Below are 18,486 nucleotides of genomic sequence, written 5' to 3' on the forward strand. Positions count from 1 at the left end.
AAATAGCAATGGATTTTGAACAGGTAATTAAAAATCGCAGATCAACCCGTCAATTTACTGATCAAAAAATAGCGCTTGAGACAATTAAGAAAGTTTTACAAGAAGCGCAGTTAGCACCTTCGTGGGTTAATTCCCAACCTTATCATATTCATTTGGCAGTGGGAGATTCCCTAGAAAAGGTTCGCGCACAACAAGAAAAGTTTGATAATAGTGGTGCTAAGGGGAACCCTGATTTACCAATGATGTCACGAAAAGATTGGCCAACTCAAGCCGCAGGCAAACATGGCTGAGTGGACGAATGGCCTTGGTGCGGCCGGTAAAGAAATGGGTCCTGCGTCCGCTAAGCTCTATAATGCCCAAGCAATCCTGTATTTAACATTGCCTAAGGGGTATTCACTTTGGTCACTGTATGATTTGGGCTCATTTGGCAATAGCATTGTATTAGCAGCAACCAACCAGGGATTGGCTTCAATGACTGCTTACCAATTCATTAAGTATCCAGACATGTTACGTAAAGAACTAAATATTGCTGACGATGAAGAGATTATTATCGGCATTGGCCTAGGCTATCCTGATGATAGTGCGTTGGTTAACACAATTAAATCAAACCGGATGGATTTAGATGATATTTTGACTATTCACCGATAATAAAAAGGCCGACTACCGATGTCAGGTGGTTGGCTTAATTTATATCATTTTTATTCAATTTAAGTATCAATAATTAGTAATAATAGGTATTTTACATGCTGATGGCTTGATGTTTAGATTAAGTAGTGAAGGAGGCATATTACCATGACTACAACTTTAGCAATTCCAACTCGCAACGGTGAAGTGGTAGGAACCTTTTATTCAGCAGAGAACAATAATCTGCTGGTGATTTTATGTCACGGATTAGGGAGCAGTGCCAGTTTATTAAGTAACTATGGTGTCGACTTAAGTAACAATAATTACAATGTATTTACCTTTGATTTTATTGGTGGGTCAGACTTTAGTTTAAGTGGTGGCTCGATGAAAGAAATGACTGTTAAGACCGAGATAGCCGAATTAAATGATGTCATTGACCACTTTTATAGCAAAAACCCTCAACAAAAAATAATCATTGGTGGTGAAAGCCAGGGTGGCTATGTTGCAGCGATGGTTTCGGCTCAGCGAAATGACATTACCGGGTTAATATTACTCTATCAGGCATTCTTGATTCAGGATAGTGCGAAAGAGCTTTTGAAACAGTATGGCTCTGCACCGACTTTCCAATTGATGGGGATGACTTTGGGACATCAATATCTAACTGACGCAGTATCAATTGATCCATTTCAAAAAATTAAAAATGATCAAACACCAGTCTTACTAATCCATGGCTCATTAGACCGAATTGTTCCGATTAGTTATGCAAAGAGAGCAGCAAAACTCTATCCTAATTGTGAGTTAGTGATGGTTAAAGCTGGTCATGGCATTTATGGTGGACGGACGCAAGCTGATGTCAGTCAAAAGATAGTTGAATTTTTAAAACGAATCTAATGATAAAATTAGGTTAGATCAATCTTTAAAGGAGTGATTCAAATGGCAAAGACACTGGTTTTATATTATTCCGCGACCAATACGACCAAGAAAATTGCAAAAAAGGTTGCTCAAAAACTGAACGCAGATATTGTAGAAATTCATGCTGCGCAACCATATACAGCGGCTGATTTAGATTGGCATGATCCGACTAGCCGGACATCGATTGAACAACATCAGCATAATAGTCGGGTCGCTGTGAAAGATGATCTTCCTGATATCACGGCTTATGATAATATCGTGATTGGTCATCCAATCTGGTGGGCGATCCCACCACGAATGATTGCGGATCTAGTCTGGTGGGCGATCCCACCACGAATGATTGCGGATCTAGTTGATAAGTTGGACTTAAATGGCAAGAACTTGGCGATGTTTGCTACTTCTGGCGGGACCAACTATGATCGTTCACAAAGCTTTATTGAACGAACGGTCAAAGAAAATAATTATGATACACATGTTAATCAAGGAGCGGTATTAAATAATGCTGGACAAATTGATGCGTGGGTAGATAACTTAAATTTTAAATAAGTAGATAGCTACTGATTCGGTAAATTCTCGGTCAGTAGCCCTATTTTTATAATTTCAAAGTTTAACATTCCTTATAGTTATTATTGAACATAAATTATAAGTATTTAACATCTTTGAGGAGAGCAAGTATGATATATACAATCAATGAAATGAGGGATATAAATGGAGAAAGCAAATATTGAACAAATAAAAGAGATTACTAAAACAGCATTAAAAACGCAGGACATCCTTCAAAAATTAAATAGTAGTGCAGCAACTCAAGAAGAAATTCGTGAAGTTATTGGTAAAATTACAGGGCATAAAATTGACGACTCGGTTGAAATTCGTCTGCCAATTCGTAGTGACTACGGCGCAAACTTGAAAATTGGCAAAGGTGTTTTTATCAATAGTGGAGTAATGTTTACCGACCTTGGCGGGATTGAATTGGCCGATAATGTTTTAGTTGGTCCCAATGCCACGATTATTTCGGTTAACCACCCGCTAGATCCACAAAAGAGACACACTGTTGAAATGAAGCCGGTATATATTGATAAAAATGCATGGTTGGGTGCTAATTCAACGATTCTACCTGGTGTGACAGTTGGACAGAATGCAGTAGTTGCGGCTGGTGCAGTTGTAACAAAGGATGTCCCTGCAAATACGGTTGTCGCTGGAGTACCAGCAAAAGTAATTAAAAGAATTTAGAAAAATTAAGGACATTATTACTTTAATCAACAAGCAGAGATAATCCGGAGAGATTGTTGAACTTTAAACCAAAATGGACTCTAGTTCACAAAAGCGAGCTAGAGTCCATTTATATAACAAACTGTTCATATTTTCAATGAATAACGTAAAAAGATTATGTTGGATGTCTTATTTAGAATATTTGGATATTTTTCATTAAATTCTGCATTTGCAGTGCGCTCCAGGGCATGTACTCAGCAATCGTTAAACCAACTAGGTCGTATTTTTGACTTAATTGGCTGACATAGTTCCAGGCGCTTTTCTGAGTGATTTTACCAATTGCTGCATTATCTGGAATTTCAATTTGGCTAAGTGCTGGATCATTAAAGAAAGTTGCATAAAAGCTTTTTGGATCCATTACGTCAATGTCAAAGTGAACGAAGACCTTCTTAAAATTATGCTTCTCAAGCCAGTCTACAGTTGCGGAGAAGTCAATTGTATTAGTGACTTGCGGTTGATATGAAATACCGAGCCGCTTTAGTTCGTCCTTTTCATGCGGTAATGGTTCCGACAAGGCTGGATAAAAGACTTGATCTGCTGAAATTGGATGCTGAACAAGGCTGGCTAAAGCGGGATCACCAGCATTTAGTAAATTTCCTAACACCATTGCATGTTCGTTATAAAACATTTCAGGTGTTGAAATATCTGGATGGGCATCGACCCAGATTACAGCAAGATCACCATTATAATAACCATTTAAATAATCAACGGGGGCTTGTGATACTAAACAGTTACCACCTAAAGTAATAATTTTATTGGGATGGTGTTTTTGAATGACTTCAGCTGTATCAATCACGTTTTGTTTGACGATTGATTGCCCAAAGACACCATTTTCTTTTTCTAATTTGGCTGGTTGGTCAGGAATGCGAACTGTTGCAGAGTCTTGTTCAGAATTTTCTGGTGCGATTGTTGTTAGAATTTCGGCACCAAGTCGATAGACTGGATTTTGTCCTGCTTGCCAATCAGGAACAGTTAATCGAAGTGTTTTTTCCATTGTTGTCAACTCCTTTGAATTTCCTATGGGTACATGATAAAGTCTATAGTAAAAATAGAGTCAAGGAGAAAAATTATGTTTTCGATTGGGAAAATGGCCAAGTTAGGTCAGACGTCTGTTCAAACACTACGCTTATATGACCGTCTAAATTTATTAAGGGCGGCCCATCGTGATATTGATAGCGGATATCGATACTATACAGCTGATCAATTATTTAGGTTAAAGTTGATTAAGTATTTACAAGAAACCGGATTGTCGTTGCAGGAAATAAAGCAGGTAATGGAGCAACCTGATTTATTATCGGACTTCTGGGAGAAGCAAGAACAAGTAATTCGTGGAAATATTCAACGAGAAAAAGAACGCTTACGAATGGCCCAATTTCAAAAGCGGCAATTTGAGACTGTCAAATTATTGGAACAGAAAGTGGGCGCGGGAGTTTATTATCGGCACGTAAACCAGTTGATATTTCAGCAATCGATAAAAAATATTATTACGCCAGTTGATAAACCTGATCAGGAAATAACAACCCTTGACCAACAACTGCTTGCATTAGGACAAGTTCCTAATTTAGAATATGGCTTTATTTTCCCAGTTAGTGAGTATTCCAGCCTTAATGACATTCATTATCAGTTTCAATTTAAGACTCTTATGAATAACGTTGATGGGGCAATTAAGCAGGATGGATATTATGCATGTATTGCTTTTAGATGGTCACGGGCTGAGTATCTTAGTTACTATCGACAATTATTAGATATGCATCGAGGAAAAGGTAGTGAAAGTCTAATGGTGATTGAGGAATCATATCCACAAGATTATCGCCGTTTGAATGATGGTACTAACTTTATTACTGAATTACGGATTAAAGTTGGGTAGACTGTTAATAAAAGCAGCCGATTATTAGCAGATTTCTTCTTGAAGGGTTATACTGAAAGAAGTAAATTTAGGTTTACCGAAAATCGGATTTGAGAGAAGGGAAATTATGAATACTTTTTGGCGAGTACTTTGGGTTGTTGCCTACGCGATTACAGCTTACTTTACCTTTACCGGCAATATGATGATGGGAATGTACTGGATGGCTGGCACTATGTTGTGTGAAGCTGTGGTTGGTTTAGTGATGAATTTACGTAAATAATAAAGCTAAATTAGAAAAAATCCGCTTATTGAAGGAGTTACGGCTCCTCAAATGAGCGGATTTTTTTATTGTTGAATTAATTGATGAACGTGATCCATAAAGTGCTTGACCTTACCAGTAGCATGCTTCGGTGCAAGAATTCCATATTCCACTTCGATACTTGTTTTCAGGGGAATGGTAACTAAGTTTGGATGAATATTTTTCCATGGAGTTACATTGATTAAGGCATCATTTTCATCAACCGCCTGATTAAAGACATTAATATCATAACGTCCATTGGTGTACTTAATGGTAATTTCCGGATCAGTGTCAAGAATCTCTTGACGTAATTGATCGTTTTTTTCACTGACTCCGGTTGGTACCATTAGAAGGGTTTGTCCCTTTAAGTCCGCAATTGACAGTTCTTCTTTGCTAGCGAGCGGATTATCACTCCGCACCGCAATACCAAATTGGTAAGTCCCCAGTGGAATTGCAGTTACCAAACTTCTGGTAGTGGCTTGATCAAATGTTCCAATCATAATATCGCATTCGCGACCAAGCATTGAATATTCACGATTATTGGCAGTTAAGTCGCCTGGGATTTGTAAAATTTGTAGCTGGTAATTTGGTAGTTGGTCTTTAATCTGATTCCAGGTGGGCATAAAGGGCATACTTGGGTGGAGAAGGGATGTTCCTAGGCGAATGGTTTGAATCGTACCATCTAACTGATGGCAGTCAGTATATACCTGCGTAGTTAACTTAAGAACGGTTTCTGCGTATTTCAAAAAGACGTTACCGCTTGGGGTCAGGGTTACACCAGTACTGGACCGATCAAAGAGCTTAGTATCAAGTTCTTGCTCCAGTCGGTTAATTTGTTTCATTACCGCAGTACTGGAAATGAAATTTTGTTCGGCGGTTTTTGTGAAACTCCCAGAGCGAACGACTGAAATAAAAGTCTGTAAATTATTGGTTTCCATAGTTTTGCCTTCCTATCAACCATTAGTTAACACCATCTTAACGATGAGCTTCTTCCTTGTCAATCATATTGGATGCATAATAAAACCATCGAATGAAGCAAGGAGGCATTAAGGTGAAACGAATATTGATTTTGGGTGCAACGAGTAATATCTCACATTACTTGATTCCAAAGTTACTCCATCAAGATGTTTTTTTAACTTTGTTTGCCCGTCATGGCCGCCAACGGCTAACAGAACTAGTAAGTAATTCTAAAGTTCACGTAATGAATGGCGATTGGAATAACATCACCGATCTTCAGCATGCAATAAAAAACCAAGAACTGGTTTTTATGGCGACTAGCCAATTTATTCAGGCAAATAAGAATGTGGTTACTGTGATGAAAGCCAATCATGTTAACCGGTTAATCACTATTAGTGAATTGGGAATTGAAAATGAAGTTACTGGTGCTTTTGGCGAATGGAATAAGAAGATGATGGGGAATAACCGGAATCTAGTCCAAGCAGCCGATGTCATTAAAAATAGTGGATTAAATTACACTTTAATGCGCTTAGCATGGCTCTATGACCAGGATGGTAACGAAAAATATGAAACCATTCCAGCAGGACAGGCTTTTTTAGATACACAGTTAACTCGTCAGGCCGCTGCACAATTTATTGCTGAGATAGTAAGTGATCCGGAGAAAGCATCTTATCAAAGCGTTGGTGTCGCTGAGCCGAATACTAAATGGGCTAAACCATTATTTTACTGATTGGAGGAATTAACATGCAAACATTAATCACTTTAGTAGTTAGTTACATTATCATTTCGGTAGTTTTACCTAAACAAAACTAGGGGAGGAAAATAATATGGCAAATAAAATTTTAATCGCATATTTTAGTCACTGGGGTCACAGTAAGGAGTTTGCAGAAGCAATTCAAAAGCTAACTGGAGGAGACTTATTTGAAATTAAAACGAGTCAATTCTATCCAGAAGAGCATGATCCATGTTCAATTCAGGCACATAAGGAACAATTGGCTGATTATCGTCCGGCATTAACGAATCAAGTTTCTAATATGGATCAATATGACACGGTATTGATTGGTCATCCAATTTGGTGGTACCGGGAACCGATGGTTATCCGCTCATTCTGGGATGCTTATGATTTTAGTGGCAAAACAGTAATTCCATTTGCAACTTCAGGGGATATCGGAATTGAGAATACTGAAAAAGACACGAAGAAATTCTTGCCAACTGCACTTGTCAAACAAGGATTACGTTTGGAAACCCACGCGGTTCCAAGTAGTATCGACCAAATTAAACAATGGTTAAAAGAGGATGGTGTAATCAAATGAAAAGAATCGTAATTGCAGTTGTACTATTCTTTTTTGCGAGTGTTCCACTAGTTGCTCATGCAGCTAGTTCACGTGTAACAACTGATGACGTTGTGGGTGTTTGGGTTAACTACCGTGATAAGGATATCCATCAACAAATTACCTTTACCAAGAACCATCATTGGCGGGAAAACCAGCATGGACAAAAGGATATTTATAAAGGTACTTGGAAAATAACTGGCAAACATGAAATTACCTTGGCACCATATGATGAAGTGATTCGATTTAGTCAGAACAACCATAAAATGACGGTGATTAACTACGATCACGTCTTGACGAGAAATCCACGATAACCACTAGAAAGGATGATTATAATGAGTAAGCAATTAGTCGAAGTTATCATTAATAATGATATTAAAGTAACCGCCCAATTTGAAGATAACGCGACAACACGTGAATTAATTTCACGGATGCTATTTACGATTAGTATGGATAACCTCTATGCACGTGAAATGTGCCATCGCTATGGTCGTGGTGGCCTGCCAACCGATGATGCCAGAGATCGTTCATACAAAGTTGGCGACATCTCTTACTGGCCGCCGATGGGGAGTTTGGTAATTCTATACAAACAAAATGGTGAAATTTTTGAACAACAACCAATTGGTCACATTGATAGTGACGTGAGCTTCTTTAGTAAGCTGGGTTCAGCTGACGTTACCTTTCGATTAAAAGCCTAATTTAGAAGTAACTATTCGGAAGGAAGGAATCAGGATGACAGAGGTTAAATATGATTTTAGTGGCAAAGTTGCAATTGTTACAGGAGCGCGGACCGGGATTGGCCTAGCAGCAGCACAACAATTTGCCCAAGCTGGGGCAGCAGTTGTATTAGCAGGACATCATGAGCCAAAAGATGAAGCAGCCGCTCTCCGGAAGCAAGGTTATAAAGCTGACTCATTCGCTGTCGATGTTGCTAATGAGGAACAAGTTCGCCAAATGGTTGAATTTGCCGTTGAAAAGTTCGGTCGGTTAGACTTTGCATATAACAATGCCGGAATCCAAAGCCCCATTACTAACACTGCTGACCTAGCCTTAGATGAGTATGAAAAAGTAATGGATACAAATCTTAAAGGTGTTTTTCTTTGTATGAAATATGAATTACGACAAATGGCAAAGCAAAATGAAGGTGGCAAGATCGTTAACTGTTCATCAATGGGCGGCCTGGTTGGATTACCAGGACGGAGTGCTTACCACGCTTCTAAGCATGGGGTGCTTGGGATGACTAAGAGTACGGCCCTTGAATATGCAGATCAGGGAATTAACGTCAATGCGGTTTGCCCAGGAGTGATTCATACACCAATGGTTGATCGAATGATGAAGACTGAAAAACACGCAATGGATGAATATATCCGAGATATTCCAGAAGGCCGATTAGCTGAACCAGATGAGATTGCGGATGCAGTGCTTTTCTTATGTTCTAATTCCGCAAGTTATATTGTTGGACAAGCACTGGCTGTCGATGGTGGCTATACTATCCACTAGTCGATCTGCTAATGATATGTCGATGAGTATCAACCAATAGTTAATATAATATTAAATCATCGGCGATTCTATTAATCTTGCTAAGGATTTAAGATGAATAGTGTTGAAAGAGATAATACAAAGTAATCATTTTAAGGAGGAATTTAATTATGGCGGTTAAAGGAAAAGTAGTAGTAATTACAGGTGCATCTTCAGGAATTGGCGAAGCCACAGCTAAGTTATTAGCTGCTAACGGAGCAATGGTAATGCTTGGCGCCCGTCGTGAAGACCGACTTTACAAGATTGCCAACGAAATCAACGTCAATGGAGGACGAGCAGACTATCGAACCGTGGATGTGACAAAGCCAGAAGAAGTTGAAGCGTTAGTAAAGGCAGCCCAAGATAGTTTCGGTCAGGTTGACGTTATCTTTAATAATGCCGGAATCATGCCAAATTCACCAATGAGTGCAGTACGGACTGATGAATGGAATAAGATGATTGACGTTAATATCAAAGGGGTTCTGAACGGAATTGCTGCGGTAATGCCAATCTTTACTGCCCAAAAGCATGGTCACATTATTACGACCTCATCAGTTGCTGGCCTTAAGAATTACGTTGGCTCTGGTGTTTACGGTGCTACTAAGTTTGCCGTTAAGAACGCGATGGAAGTTACGCGGATGGAAAGTGCTAACGAAGGGACGAATATCCGGACAACCACCCTTTACCCAGCTGCAATTAATACTGAATTGCTTGACCACATCGGTGATGAACAGACTGCTTCTAACATGAAGAACTTTTACAAGCAACATGGGATTTCACCAGATGCCATTGCACGGGTTGTTAACTTCGCAATTGATCAACCGGAAGATGTTGATATTTCTGAATTTACAATTTACCCAACTAACCAAGCATAATGATTTATGAGGCTGAGTGAGAAGCTCAACCTTATTTTTCTACAAGGAGAGAAAATAATGATTAAAAACCATCACACTTCAGCAATAGATAACCGGATCATAGCTGTTGAAAAGCCAACGGCAGTAAATTTGATTATAAACGGTCAAACGTTTCCAGCGGTGCTCAACGATTCTCAAGCCGCACAAGCGTTGATTAAGAAGCTTCCCTATACAATTACGGTAAACCAAGGAATGCATGATTACTGTGGTATCATGGATCATTTACCATATCGTGAAGACGATGTTCAAAGTGGTTGGTTTGATGGCGATCTTGCTTTTGACATTAGTGGCGACTGGTTTGCCCTGTTTTTACGTGGCGCTAATAATGAAGACCGCTACCAGGAAGTTAATTTAGGACAATTAGTAAATAAAGAAGACATTGATAAAATTGCGCAATTACCTTTAACGGTTAACATCACAATTGAATTGTCGGAGGAATCAAAATGAAAAAGTTACGAATCACAGGAATTGTTATTCTTGGTTTAGCAATTATCTTAGGGATTTGTTATGAACAAGGAATGATTCATTCAAATAGTGGTAAATATATTAAGTCCTCAACTCCAACGATCTTCTTTCATGGTTGGGGGAGTAGCGCGCATGCAGAACAACATATGGTTAATGCGGCTAAACGGGCAGGAGTTACTAACACCGTGATCCACGCTAATGTTAATCAGAAAGGTCAAGTAACTTTGGTCGGAAAGATTCCGCACCACGCCAATAATCAAATCGTTATGGTTAATTATGCAGATAACAAAAATAGTGATTATCACCAAGATGGTAAGTATGCATTCAACGTAATTGAAAAACTTCAAAATACTTACCATTTTAAACAAATTAACTTGGTTGGTCATTCGATGGGTAACATGTCGATTAGTTTCTACTTATTAGATCATACTCATAATCAAAAATTGCCACAGCTAAATAAACAGGTGGCAATTGCCGGCCATTTTGATGGGATCAAGGGCCGTGATTTACCAAGTGGTCTAGAGATAGATTCTCATACTGGTCAACCTAATAAGATGAGCCCTGCTTATCGACAGTTACTAGGATTGCGTAGCATTTATCCAAAGTCAGCCAAGGTATTAAATATGTATGGTGATATCGGCGATGGTTCAGATGGCCAAGTAACGAATGAATCGTCAAAGACAATGCGCTATTTAGTTGCTGGACGGGCTGCATCTTATCAAGAAAAGAAATTTGCTGGTAAGCAAGCGCAACACAGTAAATTACATAGTAATCGACAAGTTGATCAAGCATTAATTAACTTTTTATGGTCAAAGTAGGAGGGATTCATCAATGAAAATAAGTGTGCCACTAACTACAGATGGGTATTTACCAGATAAGTATTCTAAATATTCGGCTATAAAAAGAGCCGGCCAACCAGTCGTATCATTTCCTATTAAAATAACGGATGTACCTGAAAGAACTGAGTGCTTAGCATTATCGCTAATTGACTATGATGCAGTTCCACGAACGGGCTTTCCGTTTATCCATTGGTTAGCGACAAACCTGCCTGTTCAAAGTATTACGGAAGATTTTAGTAGTGTTTTTGAAGGCCCACAAGGAATGAATACGTGGGCTTCACGATTTTACGGTGTAGATGATGAATACGTTATTAGTCACTATACTGGTCCCATGCCGCCTGAAAAGCCGCACCGCTATACTCTAACAATTTATGCATTAAGTCAGGTGGTGAATGTAAAGGATAAATTTTTCTATAATGATTTCCGGGATGAACTGGCCGGGAAGATATTAACTAAAACAGAATTAATAGTAAATGCGCGCGATTAAAAGGGGAAACATCAAAGTGACAGTTAAAAATTGTGAAAGAATTTTATTAATTCTTTTGGTAATTATAAGTATTCTCAATTTGATTTTTGCTAACCGGTTTGCAGTGGCATTAGCAATTGTTTCACTATTGGTGCTGATTTGTGGCTTTCACCATTTAGGCAGTGCTTTTAAATGGGCAACCGGCATTTTTTTGCTACTTGGATTGATAATTGCTCGGTATGATCACTTTACCTTAGTTAGAGTAATTAATGCTGTGAATTCAATGGATAATCTGATAGTGTTGTTAATCGTCATGCAATTGTTTACTATTCCAATTACGGTGGGGCGTTATCAAAGCTCAATTGTGACACTTATTAATGGAAAATTACCAACGAACCGCAGTTTATTTGGTTTTACAATGCTAATTACATTTTTACTTTCAAGTATTCTTTCAATGGGAACCGTGCCAATTGTTTATTCGATTTTAGGCCCAACGATAAAGCAACGGCTTGGAGATCAATATTATCATTTTTCGTCAGTTGCCATTAGTCGTTCCTTTACCTTGGGAACGTTGTGGGCACCTGGGGCAGCGACGATTTTTCTGATTAGTACCATTACACATGTATCGCTCCAAAAGCTGTTTGGCCCCAGTTTTGTTATAGGATTATTGGGTCTCTTGATGGCTTGGGTGTTTGAACTACATGTGCTTTCAGCCAAAAAAGAACATCAGGATATTAAAAGCCCAGCCGACACAAAGCAAGCAACGTTAAAGGTCTTTCAAATTGGATTAGCAGTAGTGGCATTGTTGCTGATTGCTTTTACTTTGATTCATCTTAAAATTGGTGAGGCCATGACAGACGTAGCATTAGCTGGACTAGTTGTTATTTTGCTTTGGTTACTAGTTTTACAGGCGAGCGATCGTGATCATCAGCAAACTATTAAGGCTGGCAAAAAATACTTGCAAAGTGGGCTATTACGTGGTGGTAGCCTAGCACCGTTTTTCGTGGCAATTGGTTTATTTTCAAATGTCTTTGAACATTCGCAGGTATCTAAAACAATCGGTCAAGGATTGGCCCCGGCCATCGGGTATTTATCATGGGGAGCGTTAGCCTCAATTCCACTCTTAGTTGTTGGTTTATCCCTAGTTGGTGTGCATCCGCTCGCTTCAGTAACGTTATTGGGCCAGATAATGATGGGAATTAGTTTGCCATTTAATGCTTTGGCAATTGCTTTAGCTCTCAATATTGGTAGTGTATTAGCGTACATGATGTCACCATTTGCTGGAATTGTGGTCGTGATTGCAAATATTCTGGGCATTAGTTCAACCACCATTTCTTTAAAATGGAATGGAAAATACTGTCTGCTTCTTTTAGTGGTTAGCTTGATTTTTATTGCTGGATATTCAATTTTGATTTAAAAATGACCCAAAGTTCACCGAACTTTGGGCCTAATTTGATCTTACTATTGTTTTTCTTCAAGCATTTTGACGATCTTCGCAAGTGATTCTTCAGCACTGGGCTGGGCTGGTTCTGGATCTGCTAGTTTTTTAGGAAATAACTTGTTAACCATTTTAACCAACAAGAAAACCACAAAGGCGATGATCAAAAAGTTAATTACGGCATTAATAAAAACACCAAATTTGAACGTGGCCCCGCCAACTTTCCAAGTGAGGTTGGACAGGTCAATTTTTCCCACAAAGATCCCGATAAACGGGTTAATAATATTGTTCACGAGCGAATTAACGATGGAGGTAAAAGCCGCCCCAATAATTACCCCGACGGCCATGTCCATGACATTACCCCGACTAATAAACTCTTTAAATTCTTTAATCATGATGAGACTCCTTAACTACTTTTGGAAGGGGTCGATATCGTTATTTAAAACTCCAAGTAAGTACTTATAATTTTGACCAACCGCCACTGCATTGGTTAGCTTTTTGGCTTCTGGATCGTCCATACTAGTCTTAACGGTTGCATTGTGTTGAAGCATGGCAATGGTTAATTCAACCGCTAGCTCTTGATTTGATTTACTCATAATAAAACTTCCTTTCTGAATGTTTTGTTTGTATTAATATGCTACCATTAAATTATTAATTTAGGGAAGTGAATTTATGAATTATCGGCAATGGTTAACTAAAATTAGTGTTGGAATCTTAGCGCTTGGGATTGGTATTCAAGCACCAATTGCTACTCAGCTTGAACCATCATCACAGGTCACGGCTTTGGCAGCCAAAAAACACCATTTAACGGTGGATGAAAAGCAATTGGCCAATCTTGATTATCAAGGACAGCAGGTGATTGTGTTAAATAATAATCAACCAACTTTTACCAGTGATGATCTTGACACGAGCAAGGGGAGTTGGCAAAAGTATGCATCCTTGGATCAATACAACCGCGCGACAGGAGCAGACGGATTACTAAATAAGTCCATGATGCCAACTGCAAAGCGCGAGCCACTCCATGTTAACCCGAGTGGCTGGCATAATAAGAAAGTGAATGGTAAATACCTTTACAATCGGTCGCATTTGATTGGTTATCAGCTTAGTGGTCAGAATAACAACTGGAAAAATCTAATTACTGGTACCCGCTCATTAAATGATCCGGCGATGCTGAAGTATGAAGATCAGGTGGCCAGCTTCTTAAAGAGTCATCCAAATCAGTATGTCCGTTATCAGGTTACACCAGTTTATCGGGGCTCAGAAAAGGTGGCCCGTGGCGTTCACATGCAAGGACAGTCAGTGGGTAGTGATGCGGTCAGCTTTAATGTCTACATTTTCAATGTTCAAGATGGTGTCAATATTAATTATGATGATGGAACCAGCCAGGTAATTAATGGTCAGCAAGAAAGTGCAACTACTACGGTGTCCAGTAATTCAGTTTCCGTCAATTCAGGATCTGATGATAACCAAAATCAAACGGTGTATGTAACACCAAGTGGTCACAAATACCATTATGATCCTAATTGTCGGGCATTGCGGCGGTCGCATAGTGTTAGTCAGATGACGGTGAGTCAGGCTCGTAATGCAGGTTATACACCATGTGGTTTAGAGTAAACAAAAAGATCTCAACAAAATTTTGAGATCTTTTTACTATATTTGAAACTCTTAGGCGTTTCCTTGAAGCTTAGCCATTCCGTTCTTGGCAACTTCTTCAAGAGTCTTAGCAGAATCAGCCATGGCCTTCTTTTCACGATCGTCCAATGGAACTTCCATTACTCGACCAACACCGTTGGCGTTAACAACAGCAGGTGTACCAATGTAGATGTCCTTTAAGCCGTATTCACCGTTTAATGGAGCACCAATTGGTAAGACGGCATTTTCATCATGTAAGATGGCCCGTGAAATCCGGGTAAGGGCAGTGGCAACACCATAGAAGGTTGCGCCCTTCAAGTTAATGATTTGGTAAGCCTTCTTACGAACGTCGTCTTCGACCTTGAGTAATTCATCCATTGAAATACCCTTTTCCTTAGCAAGTTCCAAAACTGGCACCCCACCAATATTTGCGCTGGAGTATGCAGCAAATTCGGAGTCACCGTGTTCAGCCATCATGTTAGCTTGAACATCAGCTGGACTAACGTCGAAGAGCTTACCAAGAGCCACCCGCAAACGAGCAGAGTCCAGAGAAGTACCTGAACCAACCACCTTGTTGCGTGGGAAGCCAGAAAGCTTTTGAACAGCGTAAGTCAGAACATCAACAGGGTTAGCAGCAACCAAGAAGATGCCGTCAAAACCAGACTTAACGATTGGTTCAACGACCGACTTGATGATCTTCAAGTTCTTGTCAACTAATTGCAGACGAGTTTCACCTGGCTTTTGTGGTGCACCGGCAGTGATAACAACCAGGTCAGCATCCTTGCAAGTGTCGTAATCAGCTGAATAGAAAATCTTAGGAGCAGTAAATGGTGTTGCATCTTCTAGATCTAATGCGTCACCCTTAGTCCGATCCTTGATAATATCAACAATTGCAAATTCTTCAGCGATTCCTTGTTGAGCCATGGCGAAGGCATAACTTGAACCTACGGCACCGTCTCCGACAAGAACAACCTTTTGATGATTCTTTGACATAGAAACACTCTCTTTCATTCAAAAAATTAAGCTGATCAAATATCGATCAACCGTTTTACAACATTGAATTATAACATCAAATACTAATTAACGTCATCTTTGATTTGTAATTTAATTAAAAAATGACCCAAACCCATATAGTAATCCACCTGCAATAAGAATGATGGCGGGAATCAGGAGGGCTTTAACGAAAAAGCCGATCAAGGCAACGATGATTAAGACCCCTAAGAGCCAAAAGGAAAACTTTAGCAATTTCCAAAGGAGCCAAATGACCAAAAGGCCGATTAATAAACTCATGTGGTTACCATCCTTTCTGAATGTGGAATCTATTATAGCGTTTTTGTAAAGTAACGGATCATTTTAGTTAATAGATTTAAGAGATCTTTATTTTCTGTACCTTTTGTAGAACAGGTCCTTGTGGTAAAATATAGTTTAACAAATTTTGTCCAATAAGGAATCTGGGAGGTGATTACCATTTTAAATCGGATCAAGCAGTTTATGCGTGATAATGATTTAACATATAAGAAGGAATATATTCGGCCGATGATGACCCCAGAGCATGTATATGTCTTTCGGTTTGGCAAGCATAAGCTAAATAATCGGGTGATCATTCGTTACTCTCACACGTGGACGGGCCGTTTGAAGATTAATGAAATTGATGTTCGATTGCACCACCAGCACCATCCGCGCATTTTTAAGACTGAGAAAGATTTGCTCCTATACTTAACGGAACATCTCGAAAAGAAGCGGGCGCGTAAGCGTGAAGGCAAGCAGGCCAAAAATACTGAAAAAGAATAACTGGGGTGGAAAAGGGCGACGATAGTAGTCGCTTTTTTTGTCATTTAAAGGAGTGTGAATTATGGACTGGACAGCCATTACTGTTGAAACCACGAATGAAGCTGTGGAAGCAGTTAGTTATATTCTAAGCGATGCTGGTTCCACAGGCGTTAAGATTGACGATGCAGCTGATTTTGCAAAGCTAAAGCGAGGAAAGTATGGGCCATATGGTGAGATTATTGATCCGGGTGAATTACCTCATCGTGAAACCGGTGCAGCGGTTACTGGTTATTTTCCACCAAAAATATTTGTTCCCGAATTAGTAACTGAAATTAAACAACGGGTGGAGCAACTGAGACAGTTTGACTTGAACCCGGCTCCAGCGACGGTTACTTCTTCAGCAATCGATAATCAAGATTGGGCGACAGAATGGCAAAAGTACTATCATCCGGTTCGAGTTACCAGTCAACTAACAGTGGTGCCAGAATGGGAAGACTATCAGTTAGTGAATCCCAATGAAAAAACAATTATTTTAGATCCAGGGATGGCCTTTGGTACCGGAACTCATCCAACAACGCAGTTAATGCTTCAGGCTTTAGGAACAGTTGTAATGGGTGGTGAATCTGTAATTGACGTTGGAACTGGTTCGGGAGTTCTCGCAATTGCTGCTAAATTGCTGGGTGCTGGCAATGTCACGGCTTATGATGTTGATGAAGTGGCAGTTGAATCAGCTAAGCGTAACGTGGCGTTAAATCAGCAAGCAGCTGATATTCAACTCGGGGTTAACAGTTTACTTGATGGGATCGAAACTCAAACTGATGTGATTGTTGCTAATATTTTAGCCGAGATTATTTTGCCACTCATCCCGCAAGCCTTTGCTAATTTGTGGCCAGGAGGTAAATTTTTGACTTCTGGGATCATTAAGGACAAGTTTGCAACGGTTCGTGACGCAGAGCTGAAACAGGGATTTGTGATTGATGAAACGCTCCGCATGAAGGATTGGTATGGCATTATTGCACATAAACCAACGGAGGACGAATAATGCAGCGATACTTTATTCACCAAGCGCAACCGCATATTAATGAAAAATTATCTTTGCCATCATCGGTTGCTCATCATTTTATTACCGTCCTTCGTGCTGAGCCCGGAACGCAGTGTGAATTGGTCTTTGATAACGAACATGTTTATCGAGCATCACTAATTGACTCCAAAATAGCACAAGTTGAGGTACTTGAAGATCTTCAGCAAAATGCTGAATTACCGGTTCACCCAATCTTGGCCTGTGGCTTACCCAAAACGAAAGGTAAGCCGGAATTAATTGTGCAAAAGGCAACAGAACTTGGGGCTGATGAGGTCATCTTCTTTGAGGCCGCGCGCTCGGTTAGCCATTGGGCGACTAATAAACAAACTAAAAAAATTGCTCGTTTGCAAAAAATCGCGAATGGGGCGGCTGAACAATCACATCGAAATCGGCTACCGCAAATTTCGTACTTGCCCGACCTCGCGACGGTTTTACAGCAAACTTCAGCAGAACAAAAAGTGGTTGCCTGGGAAGAATCAGCAAAACAGGGTGAAACGAGTGCACTTGCCACGGTTTTACAACAAACAAAATCAGATGATCGAATGCTAGCTATTTTTGGTCCTGAGGGTGGACTAACCGAAGATGAAATTACACAAATGCAAGCAGCTGGCGTGGTCCCAGTTGGTTTAGGGCCGCGAATTTTGCGGACAGAAACAGCGCCTTTGTATCTGCTAAGTGCAATTTCTTTTGCCACGGAGTTAAGTTGAAACTCTATCAATAGCAAAGATGTGCTAAAATTAATCCATTAAATCAGTAAGGAATGAAGAGAGAAGTATGAAAGTACTGCAAAAGAAAATTGATTGGCGCGTTGTAATTAGTAGTGTCGTTTTCGGAATTATTTTAACCGCGGGTTTTGCTAAATTATCGTTTATCTCACGGGTCACGATGATGTGGTTAGACTTGATTGTGATTAATGGTGGTTATTGCTTATGGTTAGGTCATCATTATGTACAACATTCCCGGCCTTGGGGATTATTATGCTTTCCGATCATGTATTTAATTGGCAGTTACTTTTTTGCTCCCCATTACATGTGGTACTTCGTAGTTATTTATCTTGGAGTTGCCTATCTTGCGTGGTCAATGGGACGCAGCAATAATAATTAATCGTCAAGTCAGGAGGGGTGAG

The 18,486-nt window shown here is 39.7% G+C and carries 27 protein-coding genes and 1 pseudogene; 22 read left to right on the forward strand and 6 right to left on the reverse strand.

Annotated features, from left to right (window positions below; genetic code table 11):
- Positions 1 to 8 precede the first annotated feature (8 nt).
- The 5 genes from HMPREF0501_RS09220 to HMPREF0501_RS00755 all read left to right on the forward strand — a co-directional run bounded on the left by HMPREF0501_RS09220 (position 9) and on the right by HMPREF0501_RS00755 (position 2,766).
- On the forward strand, positions 9 to 290 hold the full coding sequence (locus tag HMPREF0501_RS09220; RefSeq protein ID WP_050755726.1) for a nitroreductase family protein: 282 nt from the start codon (positions 9 to 11) through the stop codon (positions 288 to 290).
- Complete coding sequence (locus tag HMPREF0501_RS09225; protein ID WP_050755727.1) at positions 283 to 648, forward strand: nitroreductase family protein; 366 nt, start codon at positions 283 to 285, stop codon at positions 646 to 648. The genes HMPREF0501_RS09220 and HMPREF0501_RS09225 overlap by 8 nt, the downstream gene beginning before the upstream one ends.
- Positions 649 to 792: 144 nt before the next feature.
- Entirely contained in the window at positions 793 to 1,515 is a 723-nt protein-coding gene (locus HMPREF0501_RS00745; protein ID WP_006915869.1) for an alpha/beta hydrolase, read from the forward strand.
- 42 nt (positions 1,516 to 1,557) lie between these two features.
- Entirely contained in the window at positions 1,558 to 2,082 is a 525-nt protein-coding gene (locus HMPREF0501_RS00750) for a flavodoxin (RefSeq protein WP_006915870.1), read from the forward strand.
- Between the two features lie 162 nt (positions 2,083 to 2,244).
- The gene (locus HMPREF0501_RS00755; protein WP_006915871.1) at positions 2,245 to 2,766 is read left to right on the forward strand and encodes a DapH/DapD/GlmU-related protein; all 522 of its coding nucleotides are present in this window, start codon (positions 2,245 to 2,247) and stop codon (positions 2,764 to 2,766) included.
- Positions 2,767 to 2,938: 172 nt separating this feature from the next.
- On the opposite strand, the gene HMPREF0501_RS00760 is transcribed toward HMPREF0501_RS00755, so the two are convergent.
- Positions 2,939 to 3,799, reverse strand: coding sequence for an arginase family protein (locus HMPREF0501_RS00760; RefSeq protein WP_006915872.1), 861 nt, complete (start codon positions 3,797 to 3,799; stop codon positions 2,939 to 2,941).
- Positions 3,800 to 3,874: 75 nt separating this feature from the next.
- Here HMPREF0501_RS00760 and HMPREF0501_RS00765 point away from each other — a divergent pair, with 75 nt between their 5' ends.
- Complete coding sequence (locus HMPREF0501_RS00765; RefSeq protein ID WP_040455515.1) at positions 3,875 to 4,672, forward strand: MerR family transcriptional regulator; 798 nt, start codon at positions 3,875 to 3,877, stop codon at positions 4,670 to 4,672.
- Between the two features lie 106 nt (positions 4,673 to 4,778).
- The gene (locus tag HMPREF0501_RS08995; RefSeq protein ID WP_006915874.1) at positions 4,779 to 4,931 is read left to right on the forward strand and encodes a hypothetical protein; all 153 of its coding nucleotides are present in this window, start codon (positions 4,779 to 4,781) and stop codon (positions 4,929 to 4,931) included.
- 65 nt (positions 4,932 to 4,996) lie between these two features.
- Here the strand turns inward: HMPREF0501_RS08995 and HMPREF0501_RS00770 are convergent, their stop codons facing one another.
- Positions 4,997 to 5,887 (reverse strand): LysR family transcriptional regulator, encoded by an 891-nt coding sequence (locus HMPREF0501_RS00770; RefSeq protein ID WP_006915875.1) that lies wholly within the window; start codon positions 5,885 to 5,887, stop codon positions 4,997 to 4,999.
- Between the two features lie 113 nt (positions 5,888 to 6,000).
- On the opposite strand from HMPREF0501_RS00770, the gene HMPREF0501_RS00775 reads away from it, so the two are divergent.
- From HMPREF0501_RS00775 to HMPREF0501_RS00820, 10 genes are all read left to right on the forward strand, one after another.
- Positions 6,001 to 6,636 carry an NAD(P)H-binding protein gene (locus HMPREF0501_RS00775; protein WP_006915876.1) on the forward strand — a complete coding sequence of 212 codons (636 nt, stop codon included), beginning with the start codon at positions 6,001 to 6,003 and terminating at the stop codon, positions 6,634 to 6,636.
- Positions 6,637 to 6,733: 97 nt separating this feature from the next.
- Positions 6,734 to 7,219, forward strand: coding sequence for a flavodoxin (locus tag HMPREF0501_RS00780; RefSeq protein WP_006915877.1), 486 nt, complete (start codon positions 6,734 to 6,736; stop codon positions 7,217 to 7,219).
- Entirely contained in the window at positions 7,216 to 7,551 is a 336-nt protein-coding gene (locus HMPREF0501_RS00785; RefSeq protein ID WP_050755728.1) for a hypothetical protein, read from the forward strand. The genes HMPREF0501_RS00780 and HMPREF0501_RS00785 overlap by 4 nt, the downstream gene beginning before the upstream one ends.
- A gap of 21 nt (positions 7,552 to 7,572) precedes the next feature.
- Positions 7,573 to 7,935, forward strand: a complete 363-nt coding sequence (locus HMPREF0501_RS00790; RefSeq protein ID WP_040455521.1) for a cyclophilin-like fold protein — start codon at positions 7,573 to 7,575, stop codon at positions 7,933 to 7,935.
- 34 nt (positions 7,936 to 7,969) lie between these two features.
- Entirely contained in the window at positions 7,970 to 8,737 is a 768-nt protein-coding gene (locus HMPREF0501_RS00795) for an SDR family NAD(P)-dependent oxidoreductase (protein WP_006915880.1), read from the forward strand.
- A gap of 149 nt (positions 8,738 to 8,886) precedes the next feature.
- On the forward strand, positions 8,887 to 9,630 hold the full coding sequence (locus tag HMPREF0501_RS00800) for an SDR family oxidoreductase (RefSeq protein ID WP_006915881.1): 744 nt from the start codon (positions 8,887 to 8,889) through the stop codon (positions 9,628 to 9,630).
- A 57-nt stretch (positions 9,631 to 9,687) separates the two neighbouring features.
- Positions 9,688 to 10,116, forward strand: a complete 429-nt coding sequence (locus tag HMPREF0501_RS00805; protein WP_050755729.1) for a cyclophilin-like fold protein — start codon at positions 9,688 to 9,690, stop codon at positions 10,114 to 10,116.
- The gene (locus HMPREF0501_RS00810; protein ID WP_006915883.1) at positions 10,113 to 10,952 is read left to right on the forward strand and encodes an alpha/beta hydrolase; all 840 of its coding nucleotides are present in this window, start codon (positions 10,113 to 10,115) and stop codon (positions 10,950 to 10,952) included. Before HMPREF0501_RS00805 ends, HMPREF0501_RS00810 begins: the two co-directional genes overlap by 4 nt.
- Positions 10,953 to 10,965: 13 nt before the next feature.
- Positions 10,966 to 11,460 (forward strand): YbhB/YbcL family Raf kinase inhibitor-like protein, encoded by a 495-nt coding sequence (locus HMPREF0501_RS00815; RefSeq protein ID WP_006915884.1) that lies wholly within the window; start codon positions 10,966 to 10,968, stop codon positions 11,458 to 11,460.
- A 16-nt stretch (positions 11,461 to 11,476) separates the two neighbouring features.
- Positions 11,477 to 12,856 (forward strand): hypothetical protein, encoded by a 1,380-nt coding sequence (locus HMPREF0501_RS00820; protein ID WP_050755730.1) that lies wholly within the window; start codon positions 11,477 to 11,479, stop codon positions 12,854 to 12,856.
- A 44-nt stretch (positions 12,857 to 12,900) separates the two neighbouring features.
- Here HMPREF0501_RS00820 and mscL read toward each other — a convergent pair whose 3' ends face one another.
- Together mscL and HMPREF0501_RS00830 are read right to left on the reverse strand one after the other, a co-directional pair.
- Entirely contained in the window at positions 12,901 to 13,272 is a 372-nt protein-coding gene (gene mscL / locus HMPREF0501_RS00825; RefSeq protein ID WP_006915886.1) for a large-conductance mechanosensitive channel protein MscL, read from the reverse strand.
- 15 nt (positions 13,273 to 13,287) lie between these two features.
- Entirely contained in the window at positions 13,288 to 13,473 is a 186-nt protein-coding gene (locus tag HMPREF0501_RS00830) for a hypothetical protein (RefSeq protein WP_006915887.1), read from the reverse strand.
- Between the two features lie 229 nt (positions 13,474 to 13,702).
- On the opposite strand from HMPREF0501_RS00830, the pseudogene HMPREF0501_RS09335 reads away from it, so the two are divergent.
- A pseudogene (locus tag HMPREF0501_RS09335) lies at positions 13,703 to 14,266 on the forward strand (DNA/RNA non-specific endonuclease); the annotation flags it as partial.
- Positions 14,267 to 14,542: 276 nt separating this feature from the next.
- On the opposite strand, the gene HMPREF0501_RS00840 reads toward HMPREF0501_RS09335, so the two are convergent.
- A complete protein-coding gene (locus HMPREF0501_RS00840) occupies positions 14,543 to 15,502 on the reverse strand; it encodes an L-lactate dehydrogenase (protein WP_006915889.1) in 960 nt (319 codons plus the stop codon).
- A gap of 111 nt (positions 15,503 to 15,613) precedes the next feature.
- Positions 15,614 to 15,799 (reverse strand): hypothetical protein, encoded by a 186-nt coding sequence (locus HMPREF0501_RS00845; protein WP_040455524.1) that lies wholly within the window; start codon positions 15,797 to 15,799, stop codon positions 15,614 to 15,616.
- A 201-nt stretch (positions 15,800 to 16,000) separates the two neighbouring features.
- Here HMPREF0501_RS00845 and HMPREF0501_RS00850 point away from each other — a divergent pair, with 201 nt between their 5' ends.
- The 4 genes from HMPREF0501_RS00850 to HMPREF0501_RS00865 all read left to right on the forward strand — a co-directional run bounded on the left by HMPREF0501_RS00850 (position 16,001) and on the right by HMPREF0501_RS00865 (position 18,464).
- Positions 16,001 to 16,300, forward strand: coding sequence for a hypothetical protein (locus tag HMPREF0501_RS00850; protein WP_191975857.1), 300 nt, complete (start codon positions 16,001 to 16,003; stop codon positions 16,298 to 16,300).
- A gap of 61 nt (positions 16,301 to 16,361) precedes the next feature.
- Positions 16,362 to 17,321 carry a 50S ribosomal protein L11 methyltransferase gene (prmA, locus tag HMPREF0501_RS00855; RefSeq protein WP_006915891.1) on the forward strand — a complete coding sequence of 320 codons (960 nt, stop codon included), beginning with the start codon at positions 16,362 to 16,364 and terminating at the stop codon, positions 17,319 to 17,321.
- On the forward strand, positions 17,321 to 18,067 hold the full coding sequence (locus HMPREF0501_RS00860; protein WP_006915892.1) for a 16S rRNA (uracil(1498)-N(3))-methyltransferase: 747 nt from the start codon (positions 17,321 to 17,323) through the stop codon (positions 18,065 to 18,067). The genes prmA and HMPREF0501_RS00860 overlap by 1 nt, the downstream gene beginning before the upstream one ends.
- A 67-nt stretch (positions 18,068 to 18,134) precedes the next feature.
- Complete coding sequence (locus HMPREF0501_RS00865; RefSeq protein WP_006915893.1) at positions 18,135 to 18,464, forward strand: hypothetical protein; 330 nt, start codon at positions 18,135 to 18,137, stop codon at positions 18,462 to 18,464.
- Positions 18,465 to 18,486 lie beyond the last annotated feature (22 nt).

The organism is Limosilactobacillus coleohominis 101-4-CHN (assembly GCF_000161935.1).
Lineage (GTDB): Bacteria > Bacillota > Bacilli > Lactobacillales > Lactobacillaceae > Limosilactobacillus > Limosilactobacillus coleohominis_A.